Below are 14,645 nucleotides of genomic sequence, written 5' to 3'. Positions count from 1 at the left end.
CGGGCGGCGGTGGCGGCGTGGGCTTCGGAGGCGGCGGCGGAGGCGGCGGTGGCGTCGGCGTGGGAGTGGGCGGTGGCGTCGGCGTGGGAGTGGGCGGCGGCGGAGGCGGGGGTGTGGGCTCCGGGCACGGTGGGAAGTCGGGCCAGGAGACACTCCCGGCGACCACCACCGCCTCGGTGCCGCCCGGGCCGGTCGAGGCATACGCACAGGCGTCGGCCTGTGCCGTGCCCACCGGTGTGCCGACGAGGGTGAACGTCAGCGTCACCAGGGCCAACACCCGTCCGGCGACGGCGGATCGGGTCGGTTCGGGTCCATGCACGACGAGATCATCGGGCTTGGCGCGCGGTGCCACGCGGGAGAAGCCGGCGATTGCCCCGAACGAGGGATATGGGCCGGCGGACGGTTTGACCAGCGGCCGGTCGCCCACGCGCGGATCCGTACGCGAGTACGGGGAGAAGCGGGCGGACCGTCCTCTCCCGCGACGGCCCGAGGCGGCCGGGCCCTGGCCGGAAAGAATTCCGCTCCCCGGTTGAACACAACCCGCGTCCTCGCGCGTACCCAGTGTCGTGCCGCGGCGCAGCAGGGCGCCGCAACACCTTTGCGATGATCGGGGATTGACGATGAAGACCTCCTGGCGGAGCGCCTCACTCGTGGCGAGCGCTGCGGCGGTGCTGGCGCTGACGACGGCGTGCGGTCAGGACGGCGGCAGCGCCACGGGCAGCCAGAACGTGGGTGCGACGGCCGTCCCCGGTGACGTCAGCACCATCGGCGCCGGAGCCGGTAGCGGCGACGGCCTCGGCGCGAAGGGCGGCCAGGCCTCCGCGGCTCCGCCGGTCTCCGCCGGCAAGCTGTCCGTCTCCGCGAACGCCGAACTGGGCGAGCTCGTGACCGACGGCAGCGGCCGCACCCTCTACCGGTTCGACCAGGACACCGCCCAGCCGCCCAAGACGACGTGCGAGGCCGACTGCGCCACGGCCTGGCCGCCGGTGGCCGCGGACGACGCCATCGCCGGCGAGGGCATCGACGAGTCGCTGCTCGGCGAGGTCACCCGCGCCGACGGCACCAAGCAGCTGACCATCGGCGGCTGGCCGGCGTACCGCTACGCCAAGGACGCCGTCGGGGAGGTCAAGGGCCAGGGCGTCGGCGGCAAGTGGTACGCCCTCGCCCCCGACGGCAAGAAGGCCAAGGCCGCCGACCTGGCGGGACTCTCCACCCGCAACGATCCCGAACTCGGCGAGATCGTCGTCGACAAGAACGGCATGACCGTCTACCGCTTCATGAAGGACGAGGCGTGGCCGAAGCCGGTCTCCGCGTGCACCGGAGCCTGCCTGGAGAAGTGGCCGGTCGTGGCCCCGGTGGAGGCCAACGACACCAAGGGCGTCGTGAAGAAGGGCCTGATGAGCTTCACCCGGCCCGACGGCGCCGCGCAGCAGACGGTCGACTGCTGGCCGATCTACACCTTCGCGGGTGACAAGAAGGCCGGCGACACCAACGGCCAGGGTGTCGGCGGCACCTGGTACGCCGTCGCACCCGACGGAAAGCCGGTCGGCGCGCCGAAGAAGTGACGGCACCCTCCCCAGGGCCGTCCCCTCCGTGTCCAGGCGGAGGGGACGGCCCCATTCGCGTGCTTTGGCGTGCCTTGGCGCCCGGCACGTGCCGCAGGCAGTGACCGGGAACGGACGGTCAATCTCCGCTCGGGCTCGCCCGTTCGGCGGGCGATCAGTAGCCTCAGCTCGAACACCGGATCGCCCGAGCCTTGGAGAGATAGATGGAGCGTCCCGCCTGGGCCCCACGGAGCATCGACATCTCGGTGCCGAGCGTGTCCCGCATCTACGACTTCTACCTGGGCGGTTCGCACAACTTCGAGGTCGACCGCGAAGCGGCCCGCAGGGCCATGGAGTTCCTGCCGGGGCTCCCCAAGATCATGCAGGCGAACCGGGCGTTCATGCGCCGCGCCGTGCGCTTCGCGGCCCGGGAGGGCATCGACCAGTTCCTGGACATCGGCTCCGGCATCCCCACCCACGGCAACGTCCACGAGGTGGCCCGGGCGGCCCGGCCCGGCGCCCGCGTGGTGTACGTCGACCACGACCCGGTCGCGGTGGCGCACAGCCAGGCGGTCCTGGAGGGCGCCGAGGACGCGGACGTCGTGGCCGCCGACCTGCTCAAGCCGCAGGACATCCTCACCAGCCCCCAGGTGGAGCGGCTGATCGACCTGAATCGGCCGGTGGCCCTCCTGCTCGTTGCCATACTGCACTTCGTGGAAGACGCGGACGACCCCTACGCGGCGGTGGCCGAGCTGAGCGACGCGCTCGCACCCGGCAGCCTGCTCGTCCTCACGCACGCCTCGTACGAGGGGATCCCGCTGCCCGCCGAGCGGGCCGGGGGCGCGGTGGACGTGTACAAGGACATCCGCAATCCGCTGATCATGCGTTCGCGCGACGAGATCGCCCGGTTCTTCGAGGGGTACGACATGGTGGAACCCGGACTGGTTCCTATGCCGCGCTGGCGGCCCGAGACGGCGCCGGAGGACGAGGACCCGTATGCCTTCTCCGGCTTCGCGGGCGTGGGGCGTACGGCGTGACCGCGGAGCCGGGCGGGCCGGAGGACAGACTCCGACGGTTCGCGACGATCTGGAGCCGCGCGGTGTACCCGGTGACCTCGACGTCGTCGACCCGGCCCGAGTTCGAGGAAGAACTGATGCCGCTGGCCCGCCGGCTGAGCGAGCTGCTGCGGGCCCGGAGCCTCGACACCGAGGAGGCGAAGGCGGTCGGCGCGGCCCTCGTCGACGTGCACTGCACCGACCCCGACGCGCTCACCCGCACGCTGGACTGCGTGGACGCCTACCTGGTGCTGTACTGCGGCGAGGACGGCGACGCCGAGGCCCTGCGGGCGCGGTCGGCACGGATCCAGCACGCCATGGCGGCCGGGTTCGCCGGGGCGCTGCGCGGCCGGACGCTCGCCGAGCAGGAGGCCATCGCGCAGGCCGCCCTGAAGGCGCAGGGCGTGGTGGCCGAGGCGCTGCACGCCAGTGAGGCCCGCTTCCGCGCGGTCTTCGAGGGCGCGGCCATAGGCATCGGCATCGCGGACCTCGACGGCAACATCCTCCAGGTCAACGGCGCCCTGACCCGCATGTTCGGCCTGACCGACCCCTCGCTGCGCGGCCGCAACGTCAGGGAGTGGACCCACCCCGACGACGCGCCCCAGACCTGGCGGCTCTACCAGGAACTGGTGCGCGGCGAACGCGAGGCCTATCACTGCGAGAAGGCCTTCTACCGCCCCGACGGTACGGTCCTGTGGACCAACCTGACCGTCTCCCTGCTGCGCGACCCCGACGGCAGCCCGCAGTACCAGCTCGCGCTGATGGAGGACACCACCGAGCGCCGGCTGCTCAATCTGCGGCTGCGCTACGAGGCCACCCACGACGCCCTCACCGGCCTGCCCAACCGCAGCTTCTTCTTCGAGCGCCTGGAGAAGGCCCTCGGCGCGGGCCCCGGCCAGCGGTTCGGCCTGTGCTACCTCGACCTCGACGGCTTCAAGACCGTCAACGACAGCCTCGGCCACGCGGCAGGAGACCGGCTGCTCGTGGAGGTCGCCGACCGGCTCCAGGCCTGCGCCACCGCACCCGGCGAGATGGTCGCCCGGCTCGGCGGCGACGAGTTCGTGGCGCTGACCACCGGCCCGGACACCCGGCACGAGGTGGACGAACTCGCCGGGCGCATCATGAACGCGCTGCTCGCGCCCATCAGCATCGACGGCCGTGAACTGACCGTGCGCGGCAGCATCGGCATCGTCGAGGGCCCGGCGGGCGAACGCAGCCCGGCGGAGGTGCTGCGCAGCGCCGACATCACCATGTACCGGGCCAAGTCGGCGGGCGGCAACCGCTTCGAGCTCGCCGACCCGGAGGCCGACGCCCGGGTCATCACCCGGCACGGGCTGACGACCGCGCTGCCGGCGGCCCTGGAGCGGGGCGAGTTCTTCATCGAGTACCAGCCGCTGGTGCACCTCGGCGACGGCAGCGTGCACGGCGCCGAGGCCCTGGTGCGCTGGCTGCACCCGCAGCACGGCGTGCTCGGCCCGGACCGCTTCATCCCGCTCGCCGAGCACACCGGGCTGATCGTTCCGCTGGGCCGCTGGGTGCTCGAGCAGTCCGTGCGGCAGGCCCGCGCGTGGCGGGAGCGGTACGGCGAGACGACCGCGGCGGGGCCGCTGCGGATCAACGTCAACCTCTCGCCCTGCCAGCTCACCCACCCCGGGCTGGTCCAGGACACCATAGAGATCCTGGAACGCACCGGCGTCGCACCCGACGCGCTCTGCCTGGAGGTGACGGAGTCCGCGCTCATCGGCGCGGACGACGACCTGCTGAAGCCGCTGCGCCGGCTGGCCGAGATGGGCGTGGACATCGCCCTGGACGACTTCGGCACCGGCTACTCCAACCTCGCCAACCTGCGCCGGCTGCCGGTGAGCGTCCTCAAACTGGACCGTTCCTTCACCCAGAGCATGCAGCGGTTCCCGGCGGACCCCGTCGACCTCAAGATCGTCGAGGGCATCGTCGCCCTGGCCCACAGCCTGGACCTCACGGTGACCGTGGAGGGGGTGGAGACTGGCGCGCAGGCCGAGCAACTGCGCATCCTGGGCTGCGACACGGCCCAGGGCTGGTACTACGCCCGTCCGGGCCCGCCGGATCGCCTGCACGAACTGGCCCTGGTGGACGCCACGGGCTGAGGGGCGCGGCAGCCCGGGGGTCTGCTGTCCGGTTCGCCTACGCTCCGGCGCGGGCGCTCTCGGCGACCTCGGCCGCCACGCGTACGAGTGCGGCGGTGGCCGTCGACCGGGACTCCTGGGGCCAGGCGAGGGCGAGGGCGACCGGCGGCGCGTCGGACACCGGGCGGTAGGCGACGCCCGGGCGCGGGTAGCGCACGGCGACCGAGGCGGGCAGCAGGGTGACGGCCTCCCCGAGCGAGACGGCCGTGAGCACCTGGGCCAGATCGCCCCGGCCGCGCCTGGCCTCGTCGATGTGCCGCTCCACGGTGCCGGGGCTCCAGCCGAGATCGGCCAGCTCCAACCGGTCGCGTGCGGCCAGCGGGTGGTCCGAGGCGAGGACGGCGACGCGCGGTTCGACGACCAGCGTCTCGCTGTCGAGGCCGGTGCCGTCGAACGGCGCGTGCACCAGGGCGACGTCCGCCTCGCCGCCGCGCAGCAGCTCCGGCTGTTCCTGCCAGCCGCACAGCCGGACGGCGACCGGCACGGAACCCGGTTCGGACGCGTAGCGCGTCAGGATCGGCTCGAGCAGTCCCGCGTCCCCGTCGGCCTTCACGGCCAGCACCAGCTGCGGACCCGCCGCCGCGCGCCGCGCTCGGCGCCCGGCCGCCTCCAGTGCGTCCAGCGCGACGCGGGCCTCGGTGAGCAGGACGTCCCCGGCCGGGGTCCTGGTCACGTGGTGCGTGGTCCGCTCGAACAGGGCGACGCCCAGCTCGGCCTCCAGCCGGCGGATCGCCCGGGACAGGGGCGGCGGCGAGATGCCCAGCCGCTCGGCGGCACGGGCGAAGTTGAGTTCCTCGGCGACCGCGACGAAATAGCGCAGGGAACGGGACTCCATGTTCTCCGCCTCCCTTCGGTATTGCCCTCAGGGTAACAACCGGGATCCTAACGGTCCTTCAGTTCCGCCCGGCCGCGGAACAGGATGAACAGGCGCCGGAGCCCCGTACGGGGCGGGTCCGTGACCCGGTGCGTTTCTCCATCCTCCCTTCCTTGAACCGGAGTTGTTTCCCGTGATCGTCATCACCACCCCGACCGGCGGTATCGGCCGACAGGTCCTCGACACCGTTCTCGACGCCGTGGACGAGGGGGCCGCGGTCCGGGTGATCGCCCGCGACCCCGGCCGTCTCACCCCCCGGGCACGCGAGAGGGCCGAGGTGTTCCAGGGCTCGCACGCCGACCCCGAGATCCTCGGCGCGGCCTGCGACGGAGCCGACCGGGTGTTCTGGCTGGTGCCGCCCGCGCCGGGCGCCGACAGTGTCGAGGGCCACTTCCGCGACTTCACGCTGCCGCTGTGCGAGGTGATCGGGCGGCACGGTGTCCGACGGGTCGTCGCCGTCTCCAGCCTGGGGCGCGGCGTCGCGAAGAACGCCGGGCCGATCTCCGCGTCGCTCGCCATGGACGACCGCATCGCGGCCACCGGCGTGCACTACCGGGCGCTGTGCCCGCCCTTCCTGATGGAGAACCTGCTCGGTCAGGCGGCGGCCCTCCGCTCCACGGGCGAGTTCCGGGTGGCGTACGCCGCGGACCGGGTCCTGCGGACCTGTGCCACCGGAGACATCGCCGCGACGGCGGCCCGGCTGCTGCTCGACGACACCTGGACCGGCCGGGCCGACGTGCCGCTGGTCGGTCCCGACGACCTCACACCCGAGGGCATGGCGCGGGTCATGTGCGACGTACTGGACCGCCCGGTGCGGGTGCGGGAGACCACCCCGGCGGAGTACGGGGCGACGGCCCTGCGCTTCGGGGCGAGCCAGGACGGCGCCCGGGGCCTGGCCGACATGGCCGCCGCGATGGACACCCAGGGCTTCTACGGCTCGTCCGCACCCAGCACACCGGACACGGCGCCCACGGGCTTCCGCCGCTGGTGCGAGGAGACACTCAGGCCGGCCGTGCTCGCCTGAGCCCGACGCCCCGAAGCGGCCGGGCCGAGGGAGCCTCGGTGGCTTCGCCGCGACCGTTGCGGGCGTGAGCGCCGGCGATGCGCCTTCCGAACGGTCCGACGAGGCTCACGGGCGTGGCCCGCTTGACCGGCCGGGTCCACCGCTTGCAGAGTCGGGTCGCGGCGCCCGCAGCAACGCCTCCTTCCCCTACCGGCCGGTCGCACGACGCCGGGTGGCGGACAGTCCCAGACCCAGGAGCGACTGATCCATGGTCCTCGACCTGATCGTCATCGGTGCGGCCATCTCCCTGGGGCCTGTGCACAACAGCGCCTTCATCCTGCTGCTGTCCTCGCGGCGCGGCGTTCGTCAGGGCCTGGCCTTCCTGGTGTCGTGGCTGGTCAACCTCGTCGCGGTGATCGCCTGCGTCATGCTGCTGACCGGCGGCCGGCCCCCGGCCCGTCACACCGCGCACTCGACCGCCGTGCTCGGCGTGAAACTCGCCCTCGGTCTGGCACTGGTGCTGTTCGGCGCCTACCGGCACCGCCGGCCGCCCCGCCCGCACGGCCCGCCGCGCTGGGCCGCCCGGATCGACGACGCGTCCCTGGTCACGGCAGCGGGGCTCGCATGGCTGCTGCAGTCCTGGGGACTGGTCGCGGCCGGCGCCGCGACCGTCATCGACGCGAGCCTCTCCACCCTCGCCGACTGGATCGCACTGAGCGGCTACTGTCTGCTGGCCACCCTCAGCCTCATCGTCATGGAGAGCTACGCGGTCCGGGCGCCCGCGGTCGCGAACGCCCGCCTGAACGCCCTGCGGGCGCCGGCTGGAGCAGCACCAGGAACAGCTGGTCGTCACGCTCTCCCTGGTGATCGGCCTGTGGCTGACGGTCCGGAGCATCGTCGGGCTGGTCGCCTGACGCAGCGGACCCTTCGGGGAGGCACCGGGGGCTGTCCGGCGAACCCGTCCGGACCCGACCGCCGGTAGGCTGCGGTGGTGCGCACGGTCGAGCTTCTGTTGGACGAGGCGGCGGAGCTGGCGGTTCGGGAGGCCTGGCGGCGGCTCGCGGACGCGGGGCTGCCCAGTCAGGCGCGTCACCGTTCACCGACCAACAGTCCGCACCTCACCCTGGCCGCCTGCCCGGAGCTGACCGCCCCGATCCGCTGGGAGCTGGCCGAGGTGGCCGCCGCCCTGCCGCTGCCGGTGCGGTTCACCGGCGTGGTCCGCTTCGAGCGGCCCACCTCCGTGCTGGCCTGGGCGCTGGACTGCGACTCCGCGCTGGCCGGCGTGCACCGACGGGTCTGGGAGGCGGTGGCCTCGGACAGCCCGCCCCAGGCCCTCAGCCCGTTTCACGAACCTGGGCGCTGGAGCCCGCACGTCACCCTCGGCCGCACCCGGCGGGCAGGTGCCTTCGCCGGCCGGCGGGTCCCCGAACTGCTGCCGGCGCCACCCCTGTCGGCCCGGCTCATCACCCTGCGCAGCTACGACACCGAGACCGGCGTCCTGGAGGTGCTGGAGCCCCGCACCTGAGACGCCCCTGACGGCGACCGGCCCGGCAGCGCTGTCCGCCGTGCCCAGGGGTGCCCTCACGGCGTGCCGGACGGACGGAACCCGGCGCCGACGCCTGTCGGCGGCGCCCGCCGCGCAGGCCCGACCGTCCCGAGAAGCCGCACCTCGCCTCCGGCCGGCCCCCGGGGCGCCGCCGCGCGAGTCCTCACCGCTCCAGCAGCATCCGCTGCAGCTCCCGTGCGGCCCGCGGCGGAGCCACGTCACTGCGGTGGGCCAGGGCGATGGTCCGGTGCAGGCCCGGGCGGGACAGGGGCGTCACCCGCAGCCCGCGGCCGGAGCGGGCCGCCACCATCCGGGGGACGACCGCCATGCCCAGCCCCGCCCGCACGAACCCCAGCACCGCGTCCATCTCCCCGCCCTCCACCGCGAAGTCCGGCTCGAACCCCGCCGAGCGGCACGCGGCCACCGTCAGTTCCCGCAGGTCGTACCCGTGCCGGAACATCACCAGCCGCTCGCCCTCCAGGTCGGAGATCCGCACCGCCCGCCGCCCGCCACCAGGGCGGGGCGCCTCCGGGGACGACACCACCACCAGGTCCTCCCGCAGCAGCTCCACCGTGGTCAGCGCCGGCGACGCGGTGGGCAGCGGCAGGACCACCAGCGCCAGGTCGAGCGCGCCACGGGCCAGCCCCCGGACCAGGTCGTGCGAGCCGCCCTCCTCGATCAGCAGCCGGACACCGGGGTAGCGGTCGTGGAACGCGCGCAGCACGTCGGGGAGCAGTCCGGTGCACAGGCTCGGCGTGGCGCCCAGCCGGACCCGCCCGCTGCGCAGCTGCACCAGCTCCAGCACCTCGTGCCGCGCGGTGTCCGCGTCGGCCAGGATGCGCCGGGCCAGCGGCAGCAGCGCCTCCCCGGCGTCGGTCAGCGTGATGTTGCCCCGAGCCCGCAGGAACAGGTCCGCGCCGAGCTCCCGCTCCAGCGCCTTGATCTGCTGCGACAGCGACGGCTGCGCCACGTGGACGGCCTCGGCGGCCCGGGTGAAGTGCCGGGTCTCGGCGACCGCCACGAAGTACTGGAGCTGCTGGAACTGCATACCGCAAGCATAGGTCTTCGATAGGCAGACCCTATGGAAACGAGGCGGACCATGTCTTGGACCGATGGCCCCTGGCCCGCGTAGCGTCCTGTGACATGGCTCTGGCAACGCGGACGGACCGACGGCCGTCCATGGCGCGCACCGTGTGGGACTCGTCCGTCGGCAAGAAGACAGTGATGGCGATCAGTGGTCTCGTCATGCTGCTCTACCTGGTCGCCCACATGATCGGTAACCTGAAGATCTTCTTCGGGACGAGCGAGTTCAACCACTACGCCCACTGGCTGCGCACGGTCGGCGAGCCGTTCATGCACTACGAGTGGACGCTGTGGCTGATCCGCGTCGTGCTGGTCGTCGCCGTCGTCGCCCACGCCACGTCCGCGTACCAGCTCAGCCGCCGCGACATCAAGGCGCGGCCCAGCAAGTACGTGCACAAGAAGGCCCGGGCGAGCTACGCCACCCGCACCATGCGCTGGGGCGGGATCATCCTCGGCCTGTTCATCGTCTGGCACATCCTGGACCTGACCACCGGCACCGTGCACTCCGGCGGCTTCGAGAGCGGCAAGCCCTACCAGAACGTCGTGGACACCTTCTCCACCTGGTACGGCAACGTCGTCTACATCGTCGCGATGCTCGCCCTCGGCCTGCACATCCGGCACGGCTTCTGGTCCGCCGCCCAGACCCTCGGCGCCGGAAGCCGTACCCGCGACCGCGCCCTGAAGACGACCGCGAACGTCCTCGCGCTGCTGCTCACGATCGGCTTCGTCGCCGTACCCGTGGGCGTCATGACCGGAGTGGTGAGCTGACATGACAACCTACGCCGACTACACGACCGGAGAGCCGGTCGCCGACACCAAGGCCCCCGCCGGGCCGGTCAACGAGCGCTGGGACACGCGCCGTTTCGAGGCGAAGCTGGTCAACCCCGCCAACCGGCGCAAGCAGACCGTCATCGTCGTCGGCACCGGCCTCGCGGGCGGCTCGGCCGGCGCGACCCTCGCCGAACAGGGCTACCGCGTCGTCCAGTTCTGCTACCAGGACTCGCCGCGCCGCGCCCACTCCATCGCCGCACAGGGTGGCATCAACGCGGCGAAGAACTACCGCAACGACGGCGACTCCGTGCACCGGCTGTTCTACGACACCGTCAAGGGCGGCGACTTCCGCTCCCGCGAGTCCAACGTGCACCGGCTCGCGCAGATCTCCGTAGAGATCATCGACCAGTGCGTGGCCCAGGGCGTGCCCTTCGCCCGCGAGTACGGCGGTCTGCTCGACACCCGCTCCTTCGGCGGCGTCCAGGTCTCCCGTACCTTCTACGCCCGCGGCCAGACGGGCCAGCAGCTGCTGCTCGGCGCCTACCAGGCGCTCAGCCGGCAGATCGCGGCCGGCAACATCGAGATGCACCCGCGCACCGAGATGCTCGACCTGATCGTCGTGGACGGCCGGGCGCGCGGCATCGTCGCCCGGGACCTGATCACCGGGAAGATCGACACCTACTTCGCGGACGCCGTGGTCCTGGCGAGCGGCGGGTACGGCAACGTCTTCTACCTGTCGACCAACGCCATGAACTCCAACGCCACCGCCGTGTGGCGCGCGCACCGGCGCGGCGCCTACTTCGCCAACCCCTGCTTCACGCAGATCCACCCCACCTGCATCCCGCGCACCGGCGACCACCAGTCCAAGCTGACGCTGATGAGCGAGTCGCTGCGCAACGACGGCCGGATCTGGGTGCCGAAGGCCAAGGGCGACGACCGGCCGCCGAACAAGATCCCCGAGGACGAGCGCGACTACTACCTGGAGCGCATCTACCCCTCCTTCGGCAACCTCGTGCCCCGTGACATCGCCTCCCGAGCCGCGAAGAACGTCTGCGACGAGGGCAGGGGAGTGGGCCCCGGCGGGCAGGGCGTGTACCTGGACTTCGCCGATGCGATCAAGCGCATGGGCCGCAAGGCCGTGGAGGCGAAGTACGGCAACCTCTTCGACATGTACCAGCGGATCACCGACGAGGATCCGTACCGGGTGCCCATGCGGATCTACCCGGCCGTGCACTACACGATGGGCGGCCTGTGGGTCGACTACGACCTCCAGACCACCGTCCCGGGCCTCTTCGCGATCGGCGAGGCCAACTTCTCCGACCACGGCGCCAACCGGCTCGGTGCCTCCGCGCTGATGCAGGGCCTGGCGGACGGCTACTTCGTCCTGCCGGCCACCATCAACGACTACCTCGCCCGCAACCCGCACAAGGACGAGGTCGACGACGGACACCCGGTGGTGCAGGAGGTGCTGGCCGAGACCGAGGACCGGCTCAACCTGCTGCTGTCCGTCGACGGCGACCGCACCCCGGACTCCTTCCACCGCGAACTCGGCGAGCTGATGTGGGAGTTCTGCGGCATGGCCCGCACCGACTCCGGACTGCGCAAGGCCCTGGAGCGCATCCCGCAGATCCGCGAGGAGTTCTGGCGGCGCATCAAGGTCCCCGGCACCGGCGAGGAGTTCAACCAGTCGCTGGAGAAGGCCAACCGCATCGTCGACTACCTGGAGCTCGCCGAGCTGATGTGTCTCGACGCGCTGCACCGGTCCGAGTCCTGCGGCGGTCACTTCCGCGAGGAGTCCCAGACCCCGGACGGCGAGGCCGCCCGCAAGGACGACGAGTTCGCGTACGCCGCCGCCTGGGAGTTCACCGGCACCGGCGAGGCTCCCACCCTGCACAAGGAAGACCTGGTCTTCGAGTACGTCCACCCCACCCAGCGGAGCTACGCATGAAGCTCACCCTGCGCGTCTGGCGCCAGAAGAACGCCGACGCCGACGGCGCCATGTCCACGTACGAGGTGGACGGGATCTCGCAGGACATGTCGTTCCTGGAGATGCTCGACACCCTCAACGAGGAACTCATCCTCAAGGGCGAGGACCCGGTCGCCTTCGACCACGACTGCCGCGAGGGCATCTGCGGCGCCTGCTCGCTCGTCATCAACGGCGACGCCCACGGCCCCGAGCGCACCACCACCTGCCAGCTGCACATGCGGTCCTTCAAGGACGGCGACACCATCGACGTCGAGCCGTGGCGGGCCGCCGCGTTCCCGGTCGTGAAGGACCTGGTCGTCGACCGCTCGGCCTTCGACCGCATCATCCAGGCCGGCGGCTACATCACCGCGCCGACCGGTGCCGCGCCGGAGGCGCACGCCACACCGGTGCCCAAGCCGGACGCCGACCTCGCCTTCGAGCACGCCGAGTGCATCGGCTGCGGCGCCTGCGTCGCCGCGTGCCCGAACGGCGCGGCGATGCTGTTCACCTCCGCGAAGATCAACCACCTGAACGTCCTGCCGCAGGGCGCGCCCGAGCGGGAGACGCGGGTGCTGGACATGGTCGCGCAGATGGACGACGAGGGCTTCGGCGGCTGCACGCTCGCGGGCGAGTGCGCGACGGCCTGCCCGAAGGGCATCCCGCTGGTGTCCATCACCAGCATGAACAAGGAGTGGCTGCGGGCTGCGCGGAAGGTGCGGCGGTAGCGCCGTGGAGGTGCTGTCACCGACGGCTGCGGGTTCGTCGTGGCTGGTGGCGCCCACGCGGCGGAGTCGCACGGTGTCACAGCCCCGCGCCCCTTGGTGGGTGCGCTGAACGTTCGCCGAAAGGGTGCGGACGGACGGGGTCGGGGGAGGTGCTCCCCCCGGCCCCGTCTCGCTTGCGCGTGCCCGGCATTCAGCAAGCGCACATCCGCTCTCCCGGCACTGGTCACGCGCAGTACAGCCGGCATCGGAAGAACTGTGGCGGACCCGGCCCCGTCACCAGGAGAGCACCCATGACCGGCGTACTGACCGCGGACCGCCCCCCGGCGCCCGCCGCACCCCCGCGCTACACCGTCACCCTCGCCCGAGACGAGGACGAGGTGCGCGCGGCCCAGCGGTTGCGGCACGACGTCTTCGCCGGCGAGATGGGCGCCCTGCTGGCGAGCCCGCAGCCCGGGTACGACATCGACCCCTTCGACGCGTACTGCGACCACCTGCTGGTGCGCGAGGAGACGACCGGGCAGGTCGTCGGCACCTACCGGCTGCTGCCGCCGGAACGCGCCGTGATCGCCGGACGGCTCTACGCGCAGGGCGAGTTCGACCTCGCGGCACTGGACCCGATCCGGTCCTCCCTGGTCGAGGTCGGCCGTTCCTGCGTACACCCCGACCACCGCGACGGCGCCGTGATCGGGCTGATCTGGGCCGGCATGGCCCGCTACATGAGCGACCGGGGCCACGCATGGCTCGCGGGCTGCTGCTCGATCCCGCTCGCCGACGGCGGAGCCCTCGCCGCCGCCACCTGGGACCGGGTCCGCGCCAAGCACCTGGCACCCGAGGAGTACCGCGTACGCCCGCTGCTGCCCTGGACGCCGCGCGCGGCGGCACCCGCCGCCCGCACCGGACTGCCCGCCCTGCTGCGGGGCTATCTCCGCCTCGGCGCCTGGGTCTGCGGGGAGCCCGCGCACGACGTGGACTTCGGCGTCGCCGACCTGTACGTGCTGCTGCCGATGAGCCGCGTCGACCCGCGCTACCTGCGCCACTTCCGCTCGCTGCTGCCGGCCCGATGAACGCCTGGCTGCCCGCCGCCCCCTGCACTCCCGGGGCCTGCGTGGAGCCCTCCAGGACCGCGGGCGGCGTACCGCGTGCCGTGCTACGGCTGACCGCGGTCGCCGTCCTCCTCCTCGCCGGGTGCGCGGTCGCGCTGTCGCCGCTGCGGGGACGGATGCCGGCCGGCCTGGTGAGGCGCTGGTGCCGGTGGATCGTGCGCGCCGCCGGTGTCAGGGTCCGCGTCACGGGTGCCGCCGCGCCCACCGGCGGCCTGCTGCTGGTGGCCAACCACGTCTCCTGGCTGGACGTCCCGCTGCTCGCCGCCGTGCGCCCGGCCCGGATGCTCGCCAAGAGCGAGATACGGCGGTGGCCGGTGGCCGGGCCGCTCGCCGCTCGTGGGGGAGTCCTGTTCATCGAACGGGACCGCCTGCGGGCGCTGCCGGACACGGTCGCCCTGGTCGCGAGGGCACTGCGCGAGGGCGCCGCGGTCGCCGCCTTCCCCGAGGGCAGCACCTGGTGCGGACGCGCGCACGGCCGCTTCCGCCGGGCCGTGTTCCAGGCCGCGCTCGACGCCGGGGTGCCGGTCCAGCCGGTCCGCATCCGCTACCGGACCGGGGCACGGACACCGAGCACGGTGCCCGCGTTCGTCGGCGAGGACATCCTGCTCGCCTCGCTGTGGCGGGTGGTCTCGGCGCGCGGGCTGACGGCCGAGGTGGAGGTGTGCCCGGCCGTCCCGCCCGGCTCTCATCGCGACCGCCGCTCCCTCGCGGGCGCGGCCCAGTCGGCGTACGCGGCGGCGGGGACCGGCGGCCACGGTCACCAGGGGAAAGCACCTTCGAAAAGTATGTGCCCTTTGTGATGGATGTGCCGTT

At 72.8% G+C, this 14,645-nt stretch carries 13 protein-coding genes; 11 read left to right on the top strand and 2 right to left on the bottom strand.

Translation table 11 applies throughout. From position 1 onward, the window contains the following. Positions 1 to 620 precede the first annotated feature (620 nt). The 3 genes from IEZ05_RS31565 (at position 621) to IEZ05_RS31555 (ending at position 4,722) form a co-directional block, all read left to right on the top strand. The gene (locus tag IEZ05_RS31565) at positions 621 to 1,565 is read left to right on the top strand and encodes an SCO0930 family lipoprotein (RefSeq protein ID WP_189233760.1); all 945 of its coding nucleotides are present in this window, start codon (positions 621 to 623) and stop codon (positions 1,563 to 1,565) included. 203 nt (positions 1,566 to 1,768) lie between these two features. Continuing rightward, positions 1,769 to 2,581, top strand: coding sequence for an SAM-dependent methyltransferase (locus IEZ05_RS31560; RefSeq protein ID WP_189233712.1), 813 nt, complete (start codon positions 1,769 to 1,771; stop codon positions 2,579 to 2,581). Next, positions 2,578 to 4,722: a putative bifunctional diguanylate cyclase/phosphodiesterase gene (locus tag IEZ05_RS31555; protein WP_189233711.1), complete on the top strand. Its 2,145-nt coding sequence runs from the start codon at positions 2,578 to 2,580 to the stop codon at positions 4,720 to 4,722. Before IEZ05_RS31560 ends, IEZ05_RS31555 begins: the two co-directional genes overlap by 4 nt. 37 nt (positions 4,723 to 4,759) lie before the next feature. Here IEZ05_RS31555 and IEZ05_RS31550 read toward each other — a convergent pair whose 3' ends face one another. Further along, complete coding sequence (locus IEZ05_RS31550) at positions 4,760 to 5,596, bottom strand: LysR family transcriptional regulator (RefSeq protein ID WP_189233710.1); 837 nt, start codon at positions 5,594 to 5,596, stop codon at positions 4,760 to 4,762. A gap of 172 nt (positions 5,597 to 5,768) precedes the next feature. On the opposite strand from IEZ05_RS31550, the gene IEZ05_RS31545 reads away from it, so the two are divergent. The 3 genes from IEZ05_RS31545 (at position 5,769) to IEZ05_RS31535 (ending at position 8,163) form a co-directional block, all read left to right on the top strand. After that, positions 5,769 to 6,659, top strand: coding sequence for an NAD(P)H-binding protein (locus tag IEZ05_RS31545; RefSeq protein WP_189233709.1), 891 nt, complete (start codon positions 5,769 to 5,771; stop codon positions 6,657 to 6,659). 247 nt (positions 6,660 to 6,906) lie between these two features. Further along, entirely contained in the window at positions 6,907 to 7,620 is a 714-nt protein-coding gene (locus IEZ05_RS31540) for a GAP family protein (RefSeq protein WP_308426972.1), read from the top strand. Positions 7,621 to 7,629: 9 nt separating this feature from the next. Further along, entirely contained in the window at positions 7,630 to 8,163 is a 534-nt protein-coding gene (locus tag IEZ05_RS31535) for a 2'-5' RNA ligase family protein (RefSeq protein ID WP_189233708.1), read from the top strand. Positions 8,164 to 8,347: 184 nt separating this feature from the next. On the opposite strand, the gene IEZ05_RS31530 is transcribed toward IEZ05_RS31535, so the two are convergent. After that, the gene (locus tag IEZ05_RS31530) at positions 8,348 to 9,232 is read right to left on the bottom strand and encodes a LysR family transcriptional regulator (protein WP_189233707.1); all 885 of its coding nucleotides are present in this window, start codon (positions 9,230 to 9,232) and stop codon (positions 8,348 to 8,350) included. Between the two features lie 131 nt (positions 9,233 to 9,363). Here IEZ05_RS31530 and IEZ05_RS31525 point away from each other — a divergent pair, with 131 nt between their 5' ends. The 5 genes from IEZ05_RS31525 to IEZ05_RS31505 all read left to right on the top strand — a co-directional run bounded on the left by IEZ05_RS31525 (position 9,364) and on the right by IEZ05_RS31505 (position 14,632). Then, positions 9,364 to 10,035: a succinate dehydrogenase gene (locus IEZ05_RS31525; RefSeq protein WP_189233759.1), complete on the top strand. Its 672-nt coding sequence runs from the start codon at positions 9,364 to 9,366 to the stop codon at positions 10,033 to 10,035. 1 nt (position 10,036) lies between these two features. After that, positions 10,037 to 11,986 carry a fumarate reductase/succinate dehydrogenase flavoprotein subunit gene (locus IEZ05_RS31520; RefSeq protein WP_189233706.1) on the top strand — a complete coding sequence of 650 codons (1,950 nt, stop codon included), beginning with the start codon at positions 10,037 to 10,039 and terminating at the stop codon, positions 11,984 to 11,986. Beyond that, positions 11,983 to 12,729 (top strand): succinate dehydrogenase/fumarate reductase iron-sulfur subunit, encoded by a 747-nt coding sequence (locus IEZ05_RS31515; protein WP_189233705.1) that lies wholly within the window; start codon positions 11,983 to 11,985, stop codon positions 12,727 to 12,729. The genes IEZ05_RS31520 and IEZ05_RS31515 overlap by 4 nt, the downstream gene beginning before the upstream one ends. Positions 12,730 to 13,019: 290 nt before the next feature. Continuing rightward, positions 13,020 to 13,793, top strand: a complete 774-nt coding sequence (locus IEZ05_RS31510) for a GNAT family N-acetyltransferase (protein ID WP_189233704.1) — start codon at positions 13,020 to 13,022, stop codon at positions 13,791 to 13,793. Continuing rightward, the gene (locus IEZ05_RS31505) at positions 13,790 to 14,632 is read left to right on the top strand and encodes a lysophospholipid acyltransferase family protein (RefSeq protein ID WP_189233703.1); all 843 of its coding nucleotides are present in this window, start codon (positions 13,790 to 13,792) and stop codon (positions 14,630 to 14,632) included. The genes IEZ05_RS31510 and IEZ05_RS31505 overlap by 4 nt, the downstream gene beginning before the upstream one ends. The last annotated feature ends 13 nt before the right edge of the window (positions 14,633 to 14,645 follow it).

It is taken from the genome of Streptomyces flaveolus, from assembly GCF_014648815.1.
Taxonomy (GTDB): Bacteria; Actinomycetota; Actinomycetes; order Streptomycetales; family Streptomycetaceae; genus Streptomyces; species Streptomyces flaveolus.
This window is presented reverse-complemented; position numbering and strand designations above follow the sequence as displayed.

Coding starts and splice junctions, on each gene's coding strand:
- IEZ05_RS31565 (WP_189233760.1), top strand. CDS start 621: ATGAAGACCTCCTGGCGGAGCGCCTCACTCGTGGCGAGCGCTGCGGCG.
- IEZ05_RS31560 (WP_189233712.1), top strand. CDS start 1,769: ATGGAGCGTCCCGCCTGGGCCCCACGGAGCATCGACATCTCGGTGCCG.
- IEZ05_RS31550 (WP_189233710.1), bottom strand. CDS start 5,596: ATGGAGTCCCGTTCCCTGCGCTATTTCGTCGCGGTCGCCGAGGAACTC.
- IEZ05_RS31540 (WP_308426972.1), top strand. CDS start 6,907: ATGGTCCTCGACCTGATCGTCATCGGTGCGGCCATCTCCCTGGGGCCT.
- IEZ05_RS31530 (WP_189233707.1), bottom strand. CDS start 9,232: ATGCAGTTCCAGCAGCTCCAGTACTTCGTGGCGGTCGCCGAGACCCGG.
- IEZ05_RS31525 (WP_189233759.1), top strand. CDS start 9,364: ATGGCGCGCACCGTGTGGGACTCGTCCGTCGGCAAGAAGACAGTGATG.
- IEZ05_RS31520 (WP_189233706.1), top strand. CDS start 10,037: ATGACAACCTACGCCGACTACACGACCGGAGAGCCGGTCGCCGACACC.
- IEZ05_RS31515 (WP_189233705.1), top strand. CDS start 11,983: ATGAAGCTCACCCTGCGCGTCTGGCGCCAGAAGAACGCCGACGCCGAC.
- IEZ05_RS31510 (WP_189233704.1), top strand. CDS start 13,020: ATGACCGGCGTACTGACCGCGGACCGCCCCCCGGCGCCCGCCGCACCC.
- IEZ05_RS31505 (WP_189233703.1), top strand. CDS start 13,790: ATGAACGCCTGGCTGCCCGCCGCCCCCTGCACTCCCGGGGCCTGCGTG.